This is a genomic window from Streptomyces natalensis ATCC 27448, from assembly GCF_000935125.1.
In the GTDB taxonomy this organism is placed as follows: domain Bacteria; phylum Actinomycetota; class Actinomycetes; order Streptomycetales; family Streptomycetaceae; genus Streptomyces; species Streptomyces natalensis.
In genome coordinates this window covers 542,471-560,961 of the sequence record NZ_JRKI01000003.1, presented here as the reverse complement: position 1 = coordinate 560,961, position 18,491 = coordinate 542,471, and the positions used below count along the sequence as shown (strand labels likewise).

Below are 18,491 nucleotides of genomic sequence, written 5' to 3'. Positions count from 1 at the left end.
CAGGCGGGGCGGCCGGGGCGGCTGAGGCGCTCCTCGGCCCCGGCCGTGCCCGTCAGTCCCGTTTGCAGATGCGGTCCAGGAGGTTGGCGGTGGCGCGTTGGACCCGGGGGTCGATATGGCCCGGGCGGTCGAGGGCCGGGGACCAGGCGAAGGTGCCGGAGGCGAAGACCAGGGCGCCGCTGGGGGCGCGGTAGAGGGAGGTCTCCTGATGGCGGACGGCGCCTTCGCCGTCGCGGTACGGGGAGTGCGCGAGCAGGATGCGACGGGTGTGGTCGGGGAGGGCGGTGCGCGGGAAGTAGCGGTCGGCCTCGCCCGCGACCAGACCGGGGAGTTCATCGCCTTCGTGGGCTCCGGTGGCCTCCCACAGCCAGTGGTCGGCGTTGCGCACGACGAGCGACACCGGTTCGGGGACCCGGCCCGCGTACTGGATGCCCATCAGCCGCTGCTCGGGGTCGCCCAGCTCGCGCCAGAGGGAGGGCCGGCCGGGGCCCTGGCGCTTGCGGCAGTTGAGGAGGGAGTCCGGGCCGGAGGGCGAGGGCGTCAACTCGACCTGCCAGTACATGGTGTTGGCGGAGAGGAAGACCAGGGACGTGCCGGTGTCGCGGGCGCGCTCGGCGGTGCGGCGCATGGGCAGCGACCAGTACTCGTCGTGGCCGGGGAAGACCAGACCGCGGTAACGGGACGGGTCGACGCGGCCGGCGTGCAGATCGCGGGCGTCGGCGTAGGCGAGGTCATAGCCGTAGCGCTCGGCCCAGCGGATGAAGTCGTAGGCGTGGCCGACATGCAGGGGCAGTCCGGCGCCCGCGTAGGGGCGGTCGAAGGAGACGGTGGTGGCAGCGTCCTGTTCGCCCAGGAGCGCGCCCTTCTCGTCCCAGGCGTGGTAGAGGCTGGCACCCGTACGGCCGTCCTCCGGATAGAGGTTGTACGCCTGCCAGGTGATGTCCGGCAGGAGCAGCAGGAGGTCGGCGGGGTGGTCGTCGCGGACCGTGAACGGGATGTGGGAGCGATAGCCGTCGGCGGTGGTCAGCACGGCGACATAGGCGCCGAGCTGCCAGTAGGTGGGGACCTGGAGGCGCCAGGAGAGCCACCAGTGGTGGCAGGAGACGGTGCGGTCGACGGTGAGCGGGGCGGGCTGGACGATGCCGGCCAGGCGCGGGCTAGTGGTGATCTTGGAGGCGCCGGCGCCGGAGTAATGGCCGATGCGGTACACGTCGATGCTGAACGGCTGCGGCGGATCGACCGAGACGCGGAAGTCGATGGCCTCTCCGGGGGCCACCGCGCCCGTACTGGCGAAGCCCTTGATCTGCCGGCGGACGTCATCGGCGGTGCGCGGGCCGTTGTGCTTGCGCGGTGCGGGGACCCGCAGATCACCCTGGGCGACGGCGGGATCGACGTACCAGGGCACCACCCGGCCCGAATCGAAGTAGTTCTCGCTGCCTCGCAGCCAGGGCAGCGGGCCTTGCCCGAACGGGTCCGTGACCGCGTGGGCGAGTGCGCCCGACTCCCAGCGCCTGATCTGTTCCGTGCCCACCTTCCGCTCCCCTCCCGCGTCCCCCAATGGCCGCGGCCGACAACGGCCGTTTCGTTCCGACGGGTTGCGTTATGTCCCGCCGCGCGTAGACGGCCCCACGTCCAGCACATCACATTACGCACCCACTCCGTCACCCTTCGTCGTGAATTTAGAGGGCCTTGGCCCGAAACACGAACTGATGGGGAACATTCAGCCGGGGCGGCCGGGGCGGGGCGACCCCGGCTCAGACCAGCCGGACCGGCTTTTCCGGGCGTACGCCGACCGTCGTCAGCCAGCCCCGGAGCGGTTCGGCGTCGCCGTCGTCCACCAGGCTGAGCACCGGAACGCCCAGGTCGGCGCGGCGGGCGCCGTCGACCAGCAGGGCCGGGCCGTCCAGCCAGTCCAGACCCGGGGCGGCGCCCGCGGTGTCGACGGCCGCACAGCACACCATGGCGGTGAGGTGGTCGGCTAGCAACTCGCGGCCCGTACGGGGAGGTTGCAGCGGGAAGAGCGGCAGGCCGCTCTCGGCCAGGCCGTCGCCCCAGGCCACGCCCGCGGCGGCGTCCTGCGCGACGGTTCCGCGGGCCGCCTGGCGGGCCGCTTCCTCGCGCTCCTCACGGGCGACCTCCGCGCCGAGGCGGGCGGCGACAAGATCACCCGCACGGTTGTCGCGGGCCAGCCGGTCGATGACCCAGGCGAGGGTGGGGCCGGACGCGACCGCCGCGAGATCGCCGGGGGCGGACGAGGTACCGGGGGCGGACGAGGCGCCCGCGGCGAGCGGCGTGGCCTCGGTCAGCGCGGCATCGGCGGTCGGGCGGGTGCCGGGGGCGGGGGCCGTACGGGCCGGGGCGCGGGCGTACGAGCGGGCCGTGTCCGCCACGGCAGCCGTACCGGCGGCGGTCGCTGCGGCCGGGCCTGAGGCCGTGCCGGAGGCCGTGGCCGTGCCGGAGGCCGTACTGGCGGCCGTGGCCGTGCCGGAGGCCGTACCGGCAGCCGTCACCGCGGCCGTGCCGGGTACGGGGCCCGTTCCCTGGTCCGCGGCCGGGAGGTCCGCGGCGGACAGGTCTGCGGCGGACAGGTCCGCGGCCGGGAGCGCGTCCAGGACCCGGTGCAGCCGGGCGGCCTCCAGGCGCCATTTACGGTCCACGACCTCCTCCGGGTACTGCTGCCAGCCCACCGGGGACCAGTCGGGGCCGGGCTCGGCCGGGCCGCCGTGGAAGAGCCGGGCGGCCAGCAGGGAGGCGGCGCGGTCGATGGCGCCGGGCTCCTCCAGCAGATCGCAGGCGGGGCGCTCGCCCAGCCGGGAGGTGAAGCCCTCGGCGAGGCGGTCGCGGCGGGAGAGCTCGGTGAGCGCGGAGACCACCCCGGCGTCCAGCCGTGAGGGCCAGCGGCCCATCCGCCAGGCGGGCAGCGCCACCCGGGTCAGCAGCCGGTCCCAGCCCGCATACGCCAGGCCGACCTGCTCCTGGGCGACGATCCGCAGGCCGTAGTCGACGCCCTGGGCACGCTCGGAGGCGGCCGCGGCGACCCCGCGTTCCATGATCATGGCGTGATCGCGGCAGGAGCGCAGCAGCAGGCGCGCCACCTTGCCGACGAACCGCATCGGCAGCCTGCGCAGCGGCCCCTTGGCGCGGGACGAGACCGCGACGGCGGCGTCCAGGCCCCGGATGAAGCGGCGGGCGGCGGCTATGTCGGGGTGCGCGGAGGGGCCCGTACCGGCCACCACCGGGGCGAGCAGGGCGCGCAGCTCGGCCACCCGCATCCACCACAGGAACGGCGAGCCGATGACCAGGACCGGCGCCTGGGGCTCGCGGCGGCCGTCGGTGCGACGCGGCGGGCCGGTGGCGCGGTGCGTACGGTCCTCCAGCCAGCTGTCGCAGTCGGGGGTGAGCGCTATGGCCGACGGCGCGGGCACCTCCAGGCGCTCGGCGAGATCACGTACCAGACGGTAGAGATCGGGGGCCGACTCCTCGGAGACCGGCACGGACGGGCTGAGTGCGGGTCTGGCGCGGGCGATGACGGCAGCGACCAGCGCCGCCAGCAGCAGCGCCGGCACCGCGAGGCCGACGGCCGCCCAGCGGGCGGTGTCCCAGCCGCCGCCCGCGCCGAGATGGCCGGTCGCGCGGCCGGTGTACAGCACCACGGCCACCGCCGCGGGCAGCAGCGCCACGGCCATCGCCGTGCTGCGGATCCGCAGCACGGCGAGAGCGCGGGCGCGCGCCGCCAGGACGCCTGTTTCCGGACTTGCCACGAGCCTGTACACCCCCTGCTGTCCTGATCGAGCCGGACGGAGAGAACGCGGGACGGACGGTGAACCGCGCAGTGCGCGGGGCAAGCGGACTCGCTCGGGCTCACGCGGGGCGAGCTCACTTCACCACCACTGTGGCACCCGCCACTGACATCGCAATGCCGGTGAGCCACTTGCCGGACGCCGCCACGGCAACCGTGCCGGATTCCGGCGCGGCCACCGCAGGACGCTTGCGCGGCACCCTAGTTGGGGGTGTGGACTCCGTCAGCGGATACCTGGCGTCGTCACTCGATGGAATGGCTTTGGGCAAAGCCGGGAACCAAGCCGGGAAACGGGACCTCCCTGCGTACGGAGCTGCCTACGGAGCGACGTCCCCCACGGGCTCCCCGGCGGCCTCTCCCGCCACCTTGGCGGCGATGTCCGTACGGTGCTGGGAGCCGTCCAGCGCGATCCGGCCTACGGCGCGGTAGGCGCGCTGCCGGGCGATGGTCAGGTCGGCGCCGGTGGCGGTGACGGACAGCACCCGGCCGCCCGCGCTGAGCACCGCGCCCGTCTCGTCGCGCTTGGTGCCGGCGTGCAGCACATAGGCGTCCGGGGCGTCCTGCGCCGCGACCTCGGCCAGGCCCTCGATGGCGTCGCCGGTGCGCGGGGTGTCCGGGTAGTTGTGCGAGGCGATGACGACCGTGACGGCGGCGTCGTCGCTCCAGCGCAGCGGGGGCAGGGCGGCGAGGTTGCCGGTGGCGGCGGCGAGCAGCAGACCGCCGAGCGGGGTCCTGAGGCGGGCGAGGACGACCTGGGTCTCCGGGTCGCCGAAGCGGGCGTTGAACTCGATCACCCGCACACCGCGCGAGGTGATCGCCAGACCCGCGTAGAGCAGCCCGGAGAACGGGGTGCCGCGGCGGCGCAGCTCGTCGACCGTGGGCTGGAGCACGGTGGCCATGACCTCGTCGACCAGCTTGGGATCGGCCCAGGGCAGCGGGCTGTACGCGCCCATGCCGCCGGTGTTGGGGCCCTGGTCGCCGTCGTAGGCGCGCTTGAAGTCCTGGGCGGGCTGGAGCGGGACGACGCTCTCACCGTCGGTGATGGCGAAGAGGGAGACCTCCGGGCCGTCGAGGAACTCCTCGATCACCACGCGGTCGCAGGCCCGCGCATGTGCGCGGGCGGCCTCGACGTCCTCGGTGACGACGACCCCCTTGCCCGCGGCCAGGCCGTCGTCCTTGACGACGTACGGCGCCCCGAAGGCGTCCAGGGCCTCGTCGATCTCTTCCGGGGTGGTGCAGACATAGCTACGGGCGGTGGGGACGGCCGCGGCCGCCATCACGTCCTTGGCGAAGGCCTTGGAGCCCTCCAGCTCGGCGGCGCGGGCCGAGGGGCCGAAAACCGGGATGCCGCGTTCGCGCACGGCGTCCGCGACGCCCGCCACCAGGGGCGCCTCGGGGCCGACGACCACCAGGTCGGCCTCCAGACGGGCGGCGAGGTCGGCGACGGCCTGGCCGTCGAGGGCGTTGACCCCGTGCAATTCGGCCACCTCGGCGATACCGGCGTTGCCGGGAGCGCAGTGCAGCGCGGTGACGTCGGGATCGAGGGACAGAGAGCGGCACAGGGCGTGTTCGCGGGCGCCGCCGCCGATGACGAGGACCTTCACGAGGGCAGCCTAGACGAACGCACCAGACGGCCTGACGTCGGCCGTCGCCTGATCGCACAAGGCCCGTGCGGCGGCCGGAAACCGTCCGTGACCGCGGCGGCGGCCCTTGGCGGCCCTTGGCGGCAACTCTTTCGGGTGAGACGCGGTCGCCTTATACCGGATCCACCACCACTTCTGGGCGGAAATCAGGCGATCTTGCGAGGGACGCCAACCGTTCGGCGGTAGGAATGGGGGCTGCGTGCAACGGCCGTCTCGTACTCCCCCGTAGCCCCAAAGGCACGGGAGGGACCCCCATCGCGCGCACCGCACGGATCCGTATCGAGGGAGCACGGGTGAGTCAGCCGGAGATGCAGCCCGAGGGGCTTCCCCGGAGGGAGGGTGAGCAGAGGCGGGGGAACGGCCGCGAATGGCGCTGGGACCGGTACCGCGACCGGGAGCGCAGTCGTTTCCGGTACCGGGGGGCCGGCCGCGACCGGGGCCCGTACGACGGCTGCGGAGGGGAGTACGGCGGCCCGGTCCGGGGCCGCGAGGACCTTTCGGGGCGGCTGTTCCCGCTGGGCGACTGGGGGGAGCCGGCCGACCGCCTGGACGCGCTCTACCTGTGGACGGAGGAGGGCGCGCTGCGCGCCGCCGACTGGTACCTGCGCGACCGGCAGGCCAAACGCCGCGGGGCGCGGGCGCTGCGGCTGGGCGCCGCGGCCGGGGTGTCGGTGGGCGGGCTGCTGCCGCTGCTGGACTTCGCGGGGGCCTGGAAGGGCGGGGCCCCGTGGGGCTATCTGTCGCTGCTGGTGGCGGCGGTGTGCGTGGGCTGCGACCGGTATTTCGGGGTGACCGCAGGGTGGATGCGGGATCTGGCGACCGCCCAGGCGATCCACCGGCGGCTGGAGGCGTTGCAGTTCGACTGGGCGTCGGAGAGCGTCCGCGAGGTCCTGGGCCCGACCGACGGCACGGCGAGCGAGGCGGCCGAGCGGTGCCTGGGGGTGCTGCGGCGGTTCAACGAGGACCTGGGGGAGCTCGTACGGGCCGAAACGGCGGACTGGATGGCGGAGTTCCGGGCCGGTCCTGCGCCGTCGACGGCGCAGGTCCTGGGCCCGTGGTCGCCGCCGCGGCAGGAGAGCGTGGAGCCGCCGGCGCGGTTCATGCTGCCTCCGGGGACCCGGCCGAACATGCCGCGGCAGCGGCCGCCGGAGCCGGGGCGCTGAGGGCCGGGGCCCCGGGGCGGGCCCTAGCTGAAGACGATCATCGAGCCCTGGCCCAGGCTCCTGGTGGCGGCCGCATGCAGGCCCAGCCATACGTGCCGCTCCCTGGCGAAGGGTCCGTCGTCCTGGGGGACGGCCGCCCGTTCCTCCAGGGAGGTCGGTCCGGCCGGGGGGTCCGGCGCGGCCGGGGGGTTGGCCGGATCGATGCCCAGGGACGGCGCGACGACTTCGAGTTCGCGCAGCAGCCCGTGCGAGGAGCCCAGCGGGCCGCCGCCCTCCAGCAGTTCGTCGTTGGCGAGCGGATGGGGGAAGTCGACCGGGACGTAGGCGCCCGCGTGGTCGTAGTGCCAGACCAGATGCGACTGCTGCGCCGTCGCCTCGAACATCTCCAGCAACTGCTCGTAGTCACCGCCCAGTTCGTCCACCGGGGTCACCTCCAGGCCGCACAGGCGCAGGAGATAGGCGCGGCGCAGGAAATGCAGCGCGTCGTAGTCGAACCCGGCGACCGGCGCGACATCGCCGGTCAGGCCCGGCATATAGCTGAAGACCGGGATCGGCGGCAGACCCGCGTCCGTCAGGGCCTTGTCGTAGGCGGCGATCTCTTCGGAGAACGGGTTGTCGGGGCTGTGGCACAGCACGTCTACGAGGGGCACCAGCCACAGGTCACATGCCACGGGTGAGGACTCGCTTCCGGTCGGGGACGGGGCGCCGGCGGGCACGTACCAGGGGCGGCACGGGCACGGGGACGGTACGGATACGGATGCGGTACGGCTCACAGGGCCGAGTCGGGACAGCGTAGTGCCCGTCGCGCTTTACCAGTAGTACTAGCCGGAGTGCTCGCCGCGATTGCCCACCAGGGCCAGGGAGTGCTCGTTGTACTCGGCGATGAGGCGCTGCGCCTCGGCGATGTCGTACTGGACGAGGGCCTTGGCCAGCTGGCTGTGGCCGTGCCAGAGACGGGCGCCGAGGTCGTCCATGCCGCGCAGCAGCGGCACCGCGAACATCCAGGTCTGGACGCGGACCCGGTCGAGGAAGTCGCTGATGTACGGATTGCCGACGATACTGCCCAGCTCGCGCCAGAAGCGCAGGTCGTAGCCGATCAGCACATCGAGGTCGCCGGCGCGGGCGGCGCGCTCGGCCTCGTCGGCGCGGCGGCGGATGGAGATCAGTACCTCGGCGGGGGTGGCGCGCAGCGCGTGTTCGGCGCCGCTGCGGAAGATGCCCTCGATGATCAGGGTGCGGGCCTCGACCATGGCGACGAAGTCGCCGGCGCTGAAGGCGTGCACCTTGAAGCCGCGGTGCTGTTCGACGTCGAGCAGGCCCTGGGCGCACAGATCGAGCAGCGCCTCGCGGACCGGGGTGGCGGAGACGCCGTACTGTTCGGCGATCTCCTTGACCGTGAAGGGATGGCCGGAGGGCAGCCGGCCGGCCAGGACCTCGTCGCGCAGCGCATCGGCGATCTGCTGGCGCAGCGTGCTGCGCCGTATGAATGAGCTGTCTCCGCCGGCGGGCATCGTGTCCGTCTCCTTCGACGACTCGACTTTCCTGACCGCGCAGATGGGAAGCGGCCCTGGCCAACGATAGGCGAGGGCGGCGGCGGCCACGCACCGTACCTGGGACGATACGCCCAGGGCAGGGCGCGCGGCCGCCGCCTCACGGATTCGCTACGGGTCCCGTACGCGGCTGCCGGCCCCCCTCAGGCGGCGTCCGTGTGCGCATCCGCCGCGGTCAGGGCCTCGTCGAGGGCGGCCAGGCCCTCCTTGGCCTCCGCCTCGGTGATCGTGCAGGCGGGGACCACATGGGTGCGGTTCATGTTCACGAACGGCCACAGACCGCCGCGCTTGCAGGCCGCGGCGAATGCGCCCATCGGGGCGTTGGCGGCGCCGGAGGCGTTGTACGGCACCAGGGGCTCGCGGGTCTCCTTGTTCTTGACCAGGTCGAGCGCCCAGAAGACGCCCAGACCGCGGACCTCACCGACGGACGGGTGCCGCTCGGCGATCTCCCGCAGGGCGGGGCCGATGACCTTCTCGCCGATCTCCGCGGCGTTCTCCACGATCCGCTCCTCGGCCATCGCGTTGATCGTCGCGACGGCGGAGGCGCAGGCCAGCGGGTGGCCGGAGTAGGTCAGACCGCCCGGGTAGGGCCGCTGGTCGAAGGTGGCGGCGATCTCGGCGCTGATCGCGACGCCGCCCAGCGGGACATAGCCGGAGTTGACGCCCTTGGCGAAGGTCAGCAGGTCGGGGGTGACGCCGAAGTGGTCGGCGGCGAACCACTGGCCGGTGCGGCCGAAGCCCGCCATGACCTCGTCGAGGATGAAGACGATGCCGTGGCGGTCGCAGATCTCACGGACGCCGGCGAGGTAGCCGGGCGGCGGGACCATGATCCCCGCGGTGCCGGGCACGGTCTCCAGAATGATCGCCGCGATGGACTGCGGACCCTCGAAGGCAATGGTCTGCTCGAGATGAGCGAGGGCGCGCTCGCACTCCTGCGCCTCGTTCTCGGCGTGGAAGGGCGAACGGTAGAGGAACGGGCCCCAGAAGTGGACGACGCCCGCCGAGGCGGTGTCGGAGGGCCAGCGGCGCGGGTCGCCGGTCAGGTTGATCGCGGCAGCGGTGGCGCCGTGGTACGAGCGGTAGGTGGACAGCACCTTGCTGCGGCCGGTGTGCAGGCGGGCCATCCGGACCGCGTTCTCCACGGCCTCCGCGCCGCCGTTGGTGAAGAAGATCTTGTCGAGGTCGCCGGGGGTGCGCTCGGCGATCAGCCGGGCGGCCTCGGAGCGGACATCGACGGCGAAACCGGGCGCGAGGGTGCACAGCTTGGCGGCCTGCTCCTGGATCGCCGCAACGACCTTGGGGTGCTGGTGGCCGATGTTGGTGTTGACCAGCTGGGAGGAGAAGTCGAGGTAGCGATTGCCGTCGTAGTCCCAGAAGTACGAACCCTCGGCCCCGGCGATCGGCAGCGGGTCGATCAGACCCTGCGCGGACCAGGAGTGGAAGACATGCGCGCGGTCGGCGGCCTTGACTGCGGCCCCGGCGGCGGGGTCGGCGGCGGAAGCGGAGGGCGTCGTGCTCACGGTCAGTACCTCGGATCGGTCGCTCGGGCCGCCGGTGGACAGGCCCGGCGGACACCTCTCAGCGTAAGGATCACCGTCCGCTGACGGGTACCGACAGTGTGTATGGCGCTCACCACGCGCTCGGACAGAATGTCTACGGGACGGGCGGATCGTCTGCGGGGTTGGAGGAAGCTCCGAGGGGGCGGCCGAGGCCATGGGCATGATCGGCATGAGGAAGATCGACGGCGCCCGGACCGGGCCCGAGGCGGTGGCTGGTTGCGCGGCAGATCGTCGCCCCCTGGCCGGACCGCACCGGTCCGGGCGCCATCCGCTGCGCCGCCCCAACGGCCGGGGGGTGTTTCACGTGAAACATTGCCGAGGATGCCGGTTTCACGTGAAACATCGGCCCCTGCCCGGCGCTCCCCTCAAGCCGCGGTGGGAAATGCCGTACGCACCGCCCGCTGCCAGTGGTGGGCGGTGAGGTCCGGGCGCAGGGCCGACAACCCGCCGCAGTATTTGGTGAATTCGGCGGCGTGGATGCCGTAGCCGCGCAGCAGCCGGTCGGCCTCGGTCAGGTGGCCGGTGGTCTTGGTCTCGACGAGGAGCAGCCCGCCGTCGGCCCGTACCGTGTGGCCGGTCTCCAGGTCGCGGCAGACCAGGGCCGCATCGCAGGTGATGCGCTGACCGTTGGCGACGAAGGTGGCCCGGGTGTACTCCGTCTCGATGGAGCGGCCCAGCTCGGTGGGGGCCGCGATCCCGTACGAACGGTCCAGTACGGAGGCGAGGAAGCCGCGCGGGGCCGCGCCGAGGGCCGCATCGCCCGGCATCAGCGGCTGCCGGTGCTTGACCGTCTCGCCGCGCCGCCCCTTGAGCTTGATCTCGAACTGCCGCTCCCCCGTGTCCGCGTACAGCCGCTCGCGGATCTTGTAGCGCAGCCGGCGACGCTGCCGGTCGTCGTGGAAGGAGCGCAGGTCGGGGGTGTCGTAGTAGACGGAGTGATAGCGGAACCAGCGCCTGCCGTTGATGCACAGGACGGCGAACGGGCCGCCGGGGCGGCGGCGGTCGGTGAGCTCGGCCGCGAATGCGGCGAAGACCTCGACCGGGACGAGATAGGTGTTGTCGAAGCGGGCGAGGAGTTCGGCCCGTGCCTGGACGTCGGCGAGCGGTACCGGGCGCGCGGCCATGGCGGCGCGGGCGAGGGCTCGTACGGCGGGAATCACACGGTCTCCTTGGCAAGGAAGTGAGGACGGGGGATCGTGCGGGACCGGGCGGTGCTTACGGTGCTGTGCTGCGCGGTGTGGTGCAGTGCGCTGGGTGTGGTGCGCGTCGGTGCGGTGAGGTGCGCCGGGGCTCTGCGGGAGCCGCAGGTCGTGCGTGGTGCGGTGCGCCGTGCCGCACACGCCACCGTGGTATGCGTAGCGGTACGGGATACGTAGCGGTACGCGTTCTACGTTCCGCACCCCGGGAAAGTTCCGGGACGCGGAATCAGGCATCCACCACCGTCAGGTTCCGGACACGGTCCGGCCGTTGGACCGCCCGCGCGAACCCGGCGTGACAGAGCCCGTGGCGATTCAGGGGCGCTCCGCCTGCCCCGGCCCGCCGGCCCCTGGATATCCTCACCGCGGACACGGGGACGCGGGCAGGGCGGATTCGGGGGAAAGGGCGACGGATCGTGGAACAGCCGGGACATGCTGGGCAGCAGGGACACTCGGGGCGGACGGGGCGGGCGGGCGGGCTGACACCGCTCAACGCCGGGGACCCCAAGCGCATCGGGGACTACCGCCTGATCGCGCGGCTCGGCGAGGGCGGGATGGGCAAGGTGTTCCTGGCCCGCTCGGACCGCGGCCGTACCCTCGCCGTCAAACTCGTGCGCGGCGAACTGGCCGGCCAGGAGGAGTTCCGCGCCCGCTTCCGGCGCGAGGTGCGGGCCGCGCAGCAGGTCGGCGGGGAGTGGACCGCGCCCGTACTGGACGCGGACACCGAGGCCGAGACGCCCTGGGTCGCCACCGGCTATATCGCCGGCCCCTCCCTCCAGCAGGTGGTCTCCGGCGGCACCCCGCTGCCCGAGCGGACGGTACGGATCCTGGCGGCCGGGCTGGCCCGCGCGCTCCAGGCGATCCACGCCGCCGGCATCGTGCACCGGGATCTCAAGCCCTCCAACGTCCTGATCACCATCGACGGCCCCCGCGTCATCGACTTCGGCATCGCCCGAGCGCTGGAAGCGGTGGCCGACGGCATGACCCGCACCGGTGCGACGCTCGGCTCCCCCGGCTTCATGGCGCCCGAGCAGGTACGCGGCGAGCCGATCGGCCCGGCCTGTGACGTCTTCTGCCTCGGATCGGTCCTGATGTACGCGGCCACCGGCCGGCAGCCGTTCGGGACGGCGGAGAGCGGGGTGCATGCGCTGATGTACCGCATCGCCCAGGAGGAGCCCGACCTCACCACCCTGCCGGCGGGTCTGCACCCCCTGGTCGCCGCCTGCCTGACCAAGGACCCGGCCCAACGTCCCACGCCGGCGCAGCTGGTGGCGATGGCGGAGGATCCCCTGGCGGGCGTTGCGGACGAGGACGAGCCCTGGCTGCCGGGGGCCCTGGTCGCGCGGCTGGGACGACACGCCATCGAGCTGCTGGAGGCGGAGAACCCGAGCGACACGGGGGTGCACGCCATGCCCACCGTTGTCACGCCCGCGATCGCCCCGCACACGCCTCCCCCGCACCACACACCGCCCGGTCAGCGCACACCGCCCGGTCAGCGCACACCGCCCGGGCCGCCGCCCGGGCCGCCGCCCGCCCCGCTGCCGTCGCCCGTCCCCCAGGGCCCGGCCCCGTACCCGCCCCAAGGGGGGTACGGGTACCCGCCGGCGGCCCAGGCACCGGCCTCGGCGCCACAGCCGCCCGCCCCGATGGCACCGCGGGCGTCCCGCCGCCGACAGCGGCGCGTCGGATCGACCCTGGCGGCCGTCATCGCGCTGGTCGCCTGCGCAGCCGCTGCGGTCACCGGGTATTTCGTGCTGAGCGAGGACACCGACGGCGTACGGGCGGAGGGCGCACAGGGCAAGAACGGCCGGGGCTCGGCAGCGCACGGGAGCGGGCACATCCCGGCGGGCTATCTGGGCACCTGGGAGGCCACGGGCGGGGCCGGCGACGTCCACCGCATCACGCTCAAACAGGGCGCGACCGGCGACATCGTCCTGCGGATGACGGTGACCGGGGAAAACTACCGCTGCGCGTTCTCGGCCGCCCTGAAGAAGGCCGGACCGCCGGTCCGCCTCGGCCCCTCCCAGGTCGACGGCGGGCGGACCCCCAGTTGCAGCCCCGGCTCGCCCAGCACCCTGAGGCTGGTGGGCGGACAGCTGGAGCGCTCCATGGCGGGCGGCAAGGCGCCCCTGATGTACCGCAAGACCGGCTGACCCGGGCGGCTTCGGCGCGCGGCGCCGCCCTCCAAGGCCGTACGCAACAGGGCCCGCGCCCCGTCCATGAGAACGGTGCGCGGGCCCTGTCCGTCCCGGCTCCCGGGAGACCTACAGCAGACCTGGCAACGGGCCTACGACAGGAACGAGTTGATCTCGATCGTCTCGTCGCGGCCGGGGCCGACGCCGATGGCCGAGATCGGGGCGCCGGACATCTCCTCCAGCGCCTTGACGTACGCCTGCGCGTTCTTCGGCAGGTCGGAGAAGGACTTCGCCTTGGTGATGTCCTCGGACCAGCCCGGCAGCATCTCGTACACCGGCTTCGCGTGGTGGAAGTCGGTCTGCGAGTACGGCAGTTCCTCGACGCGCTTGCCGTCGATCTCGTAGGCGACGCAGACCGGGATCTGCTCCCAGCCGGTGAGGACGTCCAGCTTGGTGAGGAAGAAGTCGGTCAGGCCGTTCACCCGGGTCGCGTAGCGCGCGATGACCGCGTCGAACCAGCCGCAGCGGCGGTCGCGGCCGGTGGTCACGCCCCGCTCGCCGCCGATGGTGCGCAGCGCCTCGCCGTCCTTGTCGAACAGCTCGGTGGGGAACGGGCCGGCGCCGACGCGGGTGGTGTACGCCTTCAGGATGCCGATGACCCGGCTGATCTTCGTCGGGCCGACGCCGGCACCGGTGCAGGCACCGCCGGCCGTCGGGTTCGAGGACGTGACGAAGGGGTACGTGCCGTGGTCGATGTCCAGCAGGGTGCCCTGGCCGCCCTCGAAGAGCACGACCTTGTCGTCGTCGAGGGCGTTGTTGAGGAGCAGGGTGGTGTCGGCGACGTAGCCCTTGATCTGCTCGGCGTAGCCCAGCAGCTCCTCGACGACCTGGCCGGCCTCGATGGCGCGGCGGTTGTAGAGCTTGGTGAGCAGCTGGTTCTTGACGTCGAGGGCCGCCTCGACCTTCTGGTGCAGGATCGACTCGTCGTAGAGGTCCTGGACCCGGATGCCCACGCGGTTGATCTTGTCGGCGTAGGTCGGGCCGATGCCGCGGCCGGTCGTACCGATCTTGCGCTTTCCGAGGAAGCGCTCGGTCACCTTGTCGACGGTGATGTTGTACGGCGTGATCAGATGCGCGTTACCGCTGATCAGCAGCTTGGACGTATCGACGCCGCGCTCGTTGAGTCCGCTCAGCTCGGAGAGCAGGACCGCCGGGTCGACGACGACTCCGTTACCGATCACCGGGGTGCACCCCGGGGAGAGGATTCCGGAAGGGAGAAGGTGCAGTGCGTACTTCTGGTCGCCGACGACGACCGTGTGGCCGGCGTTGTTGCCGCCCTGGTAGCGCACTACGTAATCAACGGATCCACCGAGCAGATCGGTGGCCTTTCCCTTGCCCTCATCACCCCACTGAGCACCGAGCAGCACAAGTGCGGGCACAGGCGTACACCCCTTCCGGGCGGGGCATGTCCAACGTGCGTGGCTGGTGTCGGCGTGCGTGTTCACACGTCCGTCATCGCCAGATCCGTCGGACCGGTGCCCCGGAATAGACGAAGCCCCTGGCGCAATAGCGCAAGGGGCTCTTGCACCGAGATGCTACCTGAGGAAGGACCGAGGTGTCGGCGCAGCCTTCTGGGCACACTCCCGCGGACTCCGTTCGGGGGTACCCCCTGCTCGTGGTCATCGATCCGGTCGCGCGCCGGACGGACGGGGAATCCGTACGGATTGCGCGGGATGTCCTGTGTGCGGGGGCGGCGGGAGCCGGGGCGAAGATCTGCCTGCCGGAGGGGCCGGAGGAGTTTGCGCGGGCGCTGGCACGGCGCGGGCAGCGGCGCCCGGTGGTGATCGGGGACGACCGGGCGCTGCTGCGGGCCGTGGGGCTGCTGCACAAGGAGCGGGAGCTGGCGCGGGTGCCGGTGTCGGTGGTCCCGGTGGGGGCGCCGGCCACGCTCGCGCTGAGCCGGTTGCTGGGGGTGCCCACGGACACGGTGGCGGCGGCGCGGACCGTCCTGGACGGCGGGGAGCGGGCCATGGATCTGCTCACGGACGACAGCGACGGGATCGTGCTGGGCGGGCTGCGGATCCCGTGTGCGGACGGCGCCCCGGTGGCGGGGCTCGCGCCCCTGGTGGAGCGCGCGGGGCCGGTGGCGGACCACCGGTCCTGGTGGGAGCCGGCCGCGCGGACGGCCCGTACGGCGCTGGCCCTGCTGGCCCCGGGGGCGGGACGGGGCCTCGGGCTCGGGCTCGGCGGGCGGCGCGGCCAGGCCCCGGAACACCGGCTGCGGATCGAGGCGGACGGGGTGCTCCTGGCCGATCTGGACCGGCCGGTGCGGGGGGTCTCGGTGACGACAGGACCCGAGCCCGAGGAGGACCGCGGGGGCGCCGGGGCGAACGGGGGCCCCCGGCCCAACGGCCGCGGCAGGCCCGACGCCCGTAGCAGCGGCGGTCTGGCCGAGATCGAGGTGCGCTGGCCGGACGGGGCGCGACCCGTCCGGGCGCAGGCGCGGGCGGTGACGGTGTCCGGGGCCGACTTCCACTACCGGGCGGACGCGGTGGTGGGCGGACCGGTGCGGACGCGTACGTGGACGGTGCAGGCGGGGGCGTGGCGGCTGATGGTGCCGCGGTGAGGGGTTGAGGGTGCCGCGGTGAGGGGCTTGAGGGTGCCGCGGTGAGGGGGCGCCGTGCCCGGCGGCTCCCGCCTCCCCGTCAGCCCCTGCTGTCCAGATAGGTGAGCACCGCCAGCACCCGCCGGTGCCCCCGGTCGTCCACCGGGAGCCCGAGCTTGGCGAAGATGTTGCCGATGTGCTTGTGCACGGCGTTGTCCGTGATGACCAGCCGCTCGCCGATCTCCCGGTTGCCCAGACCGCGCGCCATCAGGGTGAGCACCTCGCGCTCGCGCGGGGTGAGCGCATCGACGGCGGCATGGACCGCGGCATTACGGCCGGTCCCGGTCATGAGCTGGTCGACGACCTCGGGGTCCATGACGGTGCCGCCCCGGGCCACCCGGTGCAGGGCGTCGACGAACTCGCCGACCCGGCTCACCCGGTCCTTGAGCAGATAGCCGACGCCCCCGGAGCCGTCGGCGAGCAGCTCATGGGCGTACACCCGCTCCACGTACTGCGACAGCACCAGGACCGGCAGCCCGGGATGCGCGCGCCGGACGGCGAGCGCGGCCCGGATGCCCTCGTCGCGGAACGACGGGGGCAGCCGTACGTCGACGATCAGGGCGTCCGGTCGGTGGCGGGCCGCGGCGTCCAGCAGGCCGGGGCCGTCCGTGACGACGGCGGCCACCTCGATGTCCTTGGTCCCCAGGATCAGTTCCAGGCCCGCCGAGAGCAGCACATTGTCCTCGGCGATCACGACCCGCACGGCAGCTCCACCACGACGGCGGTCGGCCCGCCGACGGGGCTGGTGACCCGGACGGTGCCGTCCAGCGCGGCCGCGCGGCGGCGGATGCCGACGAGGCCGGTGCCCCGCGTCTCGTCGGCGCCGCCGGTCCCGTCGTCGGTGATCTCGATCAGCAGCCCGGCCTCGTCGCGGGTCAGCCGGACCACGACCCGGGTGGCGCCGCTGTGCTTGGCGGCGTTGGTGAGCGACTCCGTGACGATGAAGTAGGCGGCGGCCTCCACGGCGGCGGGCAGCCTGCCCAGTTCGCCGAGCTCCACCTCGGCGGGGATGCCGGCGCCCGCGGCCACGGCGGTGAGCGCGCCTTCCAGCCCGCGGTCCGTGAGGATCGGCGGGTACATCGTGCGGATCACCTCCCGCAGCTCGGTCATCGCCTCCTCGGCGCCTTCGTGGGCCTCCTGGAGCAGCTTCGCCAGCGCTCCCGACTCCTCGGGTACCGTTTCCCTGGCCACCCCGAGCCGCATCGCGATCGCCACGAGCCTGGCCTGCGTCCCGTCGTGCAGATCACGCTCGATACGGCGCAGCTCCGCACCGTGCGCATCCAGCACCCCGGCCCGGCTCTCGGTCAACTCCCCTACTCGCTCGGCGAGTTGGGCCTCCATGGACGGGGCCAGCGCCGTCAGACAGCTCCGTGCGTGCCGGCGCGCCAGCCGCGGCACCGCCCACCAGGCCACCGCCCCGGCGACGGCGGTCTGCACGGCCCCCAGGCCGAGCGCGGCGCCCCATCCGGCCACCGGGACGCTCCCCAGCAGCCGCAGCGGCTCGCCCTCCGGGAACAGCCACCACACGGCGGTCACGGCCACGGTGCCCAGCGCCCCGCCGATGCCGGCGAGCGCGACCAGCCCGGCCGGAATCCCGGTCAGCACCTGCCGGCACAGCCAGCGCAGGTCCTGCCGCGCTTCGGGCCCGCGGACGGCCTGCCGCCACTGGGCGCCGATCCCCTTGGGCAGCCCCGTAGGCCGCGCGGCGACCGAGACCCCCAACAGCGCGGCGGCGCGCCCCCGGTGCCATTCGCTCCACCACCGCACCGCCACCACCATCCGCGGGAACACCACCAGGCCCAGCCCGCCCACCGCCGTACTCAGCACCCCCACGACCAGCAGGGGCAGCATCAGCAACGACACCAGCCCCGACACCAGCCCGACCAGCAGATATCCCCCGCCCCGCCAGACCCGGGCCCCACCGCGGTCGCGCCCCTGACCCGGGTCGCTTTCCTGGCCCCGTCTCCGGTCCTGCCCCCGACCCCGCCCCGCTGTCGTCATGTTCCCCGTCCCCCCGCGTCGTTGTGCCGCGATCACGGGATGCGCCCGCGATCGCCCCGGATGCGGATCAGTCTGCGGTACGGGGCCGGGCGGGGGCACTACAGCAGGCTGCACCACGGCGGGCCGCACGTCCGGCAGCCGGGATACGGGCCGATCGCCGTACGGCCGGGCGGAGTTGAGCCGTCAGCCCTCAGCCGTCGGCGTCGCCCTCCCGCAGCTGGTCGCGGTGGTGGCGCCAGCGCTCCATCATGCCGCCGAGCTCACCCTGCATGAACTCGAAGAAAGCGAGGGTCTCGCCGATGCGGTGGGCGGCGGGGGAGGTGTCGCCGAGGCTTGCCAGGCCCTCGCGCAAGGTGGCCTCCCAGCGGCTGAGGACGTTGTCGCGGCGGGCCAGGGCCTCGTACCACTGGTCGCTGTGGACGCGGTAGCGGTCGCGGCGGGAGCCGGGCTCGCGTTCGCGGCTGAGCATGTTGACCTGGGAGAGGTAGCGCACGGCGCCGGAGACGGCGGCGGGGCTGATCTGGAGGCGTTCGCTGAGCTCCGACGAGGTCAGGACGCCGGACTCGGACGCCAGCAGGCAGGCGAAAACGCGCGCGGGCATCCGTGGCATACCGGCGTCGACGAGCTGTGCGGCGAACCGCTCGACGAACTCCCCGACGGCCTCGGTGCCGCGCCGCTCCCCGACGCTCGGCCGCTCCGGGGAGCGCTCCTGCTCCTGTCGCCCGCGCTGCTCGTGGTCGCTGTGGCGCTGGTCGGCCATGTCCGCATCATCTCCCCTGA

Annotated in this window: 14 protein-coding genes; 3 read left to right on the top strand and 11 right to left on the bottom strand. The window is 73.3% G+C overall.

Translation table 11 applies throughout. From position 1 onward, the window contains the following. Positions 1 to 52 precede the first annotated feature (52 nt). The 3 genes from SNA_RS03470 to purD form a co-directional block, all read right to left on the bottom strand. Positions 53 to 1,531: a N,N-dimethylformamidase beta subunit family domain-containing protein gene (locus SNA_RS03470; protein ID WP_030068631.1), complete on the bottom strand. Its 1,479-nt coding sequence runs from the start codon at positions 1,529 to 1,531 to the stop codon at positions 53 to 55. Positions 1,532 to 1,754: 223 nt separating this feature from the next. Next, entirely contained in the window at positions 1,755 to 3,686 is a 1,932-nt protein-coding gene (locus tag SNA_RS03465) for a hypothetical protein (protein ID WP_241779531.1), read from the bottom strand. A 430-nt stretch (positions 3,687 to 4,116) separates the two neighbouring features. Then, positions 4,117 to 5,403 carry a phosphoribosylamine--glycine ligase gene (gene purD / locus SNA_RS03460; protein WP_030068635.1) on the bottom strand — a complete coding sequence of 429 codons (1,287 nt, stop codon included), beginning with the start codon at positions 5,401 to 5,403 and terminating at the stop codon, positions 4,117 to 4,119. Positions 5,404 to 5,735: 332 nt separating this feature from the next. Between purD and SNA_RS03455 the strand changes: the two genes are divergently transcribed. Then, the gene (locus tag SNA_RS03455) at positions 5,736 to 6,605 is read left to right on the top strand and encodes an SLATT domain-containing protein (protein ID WP_044362986.1); all 870 of its coding nucleotides are present in this window, start codon (positions 5,736 to 5,738) and stop codon (positions 6,603 to 6,605) included. 23 nt (positions 6,606 to 6,628) lie between these two features. Here SNA_RS03455 and SNA_RS03450 read toward each other — a convergent pair whose 3' ends face one another. The 4 genes from SNA_RS03450 to SNA_RS03435 all read right to left on the bottom strand — a co-directional run bounded on the left by SNA_RS03450 (position 6,629) and on the right by SNA_RS03435 (position 10,874). Next, complete coding sequence (locus tag SNA_RS03450; protein WP_030068637.1) at positions 6,629 to 7,276, bottom strand: hypothetical protein; 648 nt, start codon at positions 7,274 to 7,276, stop codon at positions 6,629 to 6,631. A gap of 150 nt (positions 7,277 to 7,426) precedes the next feature. After that, complete coding sequence (locus tag SNA_RS03445; RefSeq protein ID WP_030068639.1) at positions 7,427 to 8,116, bottom strand: GntR family transcriptional regulator; 690 nt, start codon at positions 8,114 to 8,116, stop codon at positions 7,427 to 7,429. Between the two features lie 182 nt (positions 8,117 to 8,298). Next, entirely contained in the window at positions 8,299 to 9,675 is a 1,377-nt protein-coding gene (locus tag SNA_RS03440) for an aspartate aminotransferase family protein (protein WP_030068640.1), read from the bottom strand. A 404-nt stretch (positions 9,676 to 10,079) separates the two neighbouring features. Further along, on the bottom strand, positions 10,080 to 10,874 hold the full coding sequence (locus SNA_RS03435; RefSeq protein WP_030068641.1) for a polyphosphate polymerase domain-containing protein: 795 nt from the start codon (positions 10,872 to 10,874) through the stop codon (positions 10,080 to 10,082). Between the two features lie 452 nt (positions 10,875 to 11,326). Here SNA_RS03435 and SNA_RS03430 point away from each other — a divergent pair, with 452 nt between their 5' ends. Beyond that, positions 11,327 to 13,063 (top strand): serine/threonine-protein kinase, encoded by a 1,737-nt coding sequence (locus SNA_RS03430; protein ID WP_078969638.1) that lies wholly within the window; start codon positions 11,327 to 11,329, stop codon positions 13,061 to 13,063. Positions 13,064 to 13,197: 134 nt separating this feature from the next. Here the strand turns inward: SNA_RS03430 and SNA_RS03425 are convergent, their stop codons facing one another. Then, entirely contained in the window at positions 13,198 to 14,484 is a 1,287-nt protein-coding gene (locus SNA_RS03425; protein WP_044362981.1) for an adenylosuccinate synthase, read from the bottom strand. Positions 14,485 to 14,720: 236 nt separating this feature from the next. Between SNA_RS03425 and SNA_RS03420 the strand changes: the two genes are divergently transcribed. Continuing rightward, a complete protein-coding gene (locus SNA_RS03420) occupies positions 14,721 to 15,671 on the top strand; it encodes a diacylglycerol kinase catalytic domain-containing protein (RefSeq protein ID WP_104531889.1) in 951 nt (316 codons plus the stop codon). Positions 15,672 to 15,750: 79 nt separating this feature from the next. On the opposite strand, the gene SNA_RS03415 is transcribed toward SNA_RS03420, so the two are convergent. The 3 genes from SNA_RS03415 to SNA_RS03405 form a co-directional block, all read right to left on the bottom strand. Beyond that, entirely contained in the window at positions 15,751 to 16,413 is a 663-nt protein-coding gene (locus tag SNA_RS03415; RefSeq protein WP_030068648.1) for a response regulator transcription factor, read from the bottom strand. Further along, positions 16,401 to 17,711 carry a sensor histidine kinase gene (locus SNA_RS03410; protein ID WP_078969637.1) on the bottom strand — a complete coding sequence of 437 codons (1,311 nt, stop codon included), beginning with the start codon at positions 17,709 to 17,711 and terminating at the stop codon, positions 16,401 to 16,403. Before SNA_RS03410 ends, SNA_RS03415 begins: the two co-directional genes overlap by 13 nt. Positions 17,712 to 17,901: 190 nt before the next feature. After that, positions 17,902 to 18,471, bottom strand: coding sequence for a GbsR/MarR family transcriptional regulator (locus SNA_RS03405; protein WP_030068650.1), 570 nt, complete (start codon positions 18,469 to 18,471; stop codon positions 17,902 to 17,904). Positions 18,472 to 18,491: the final 20 nt, after the last annotated feature.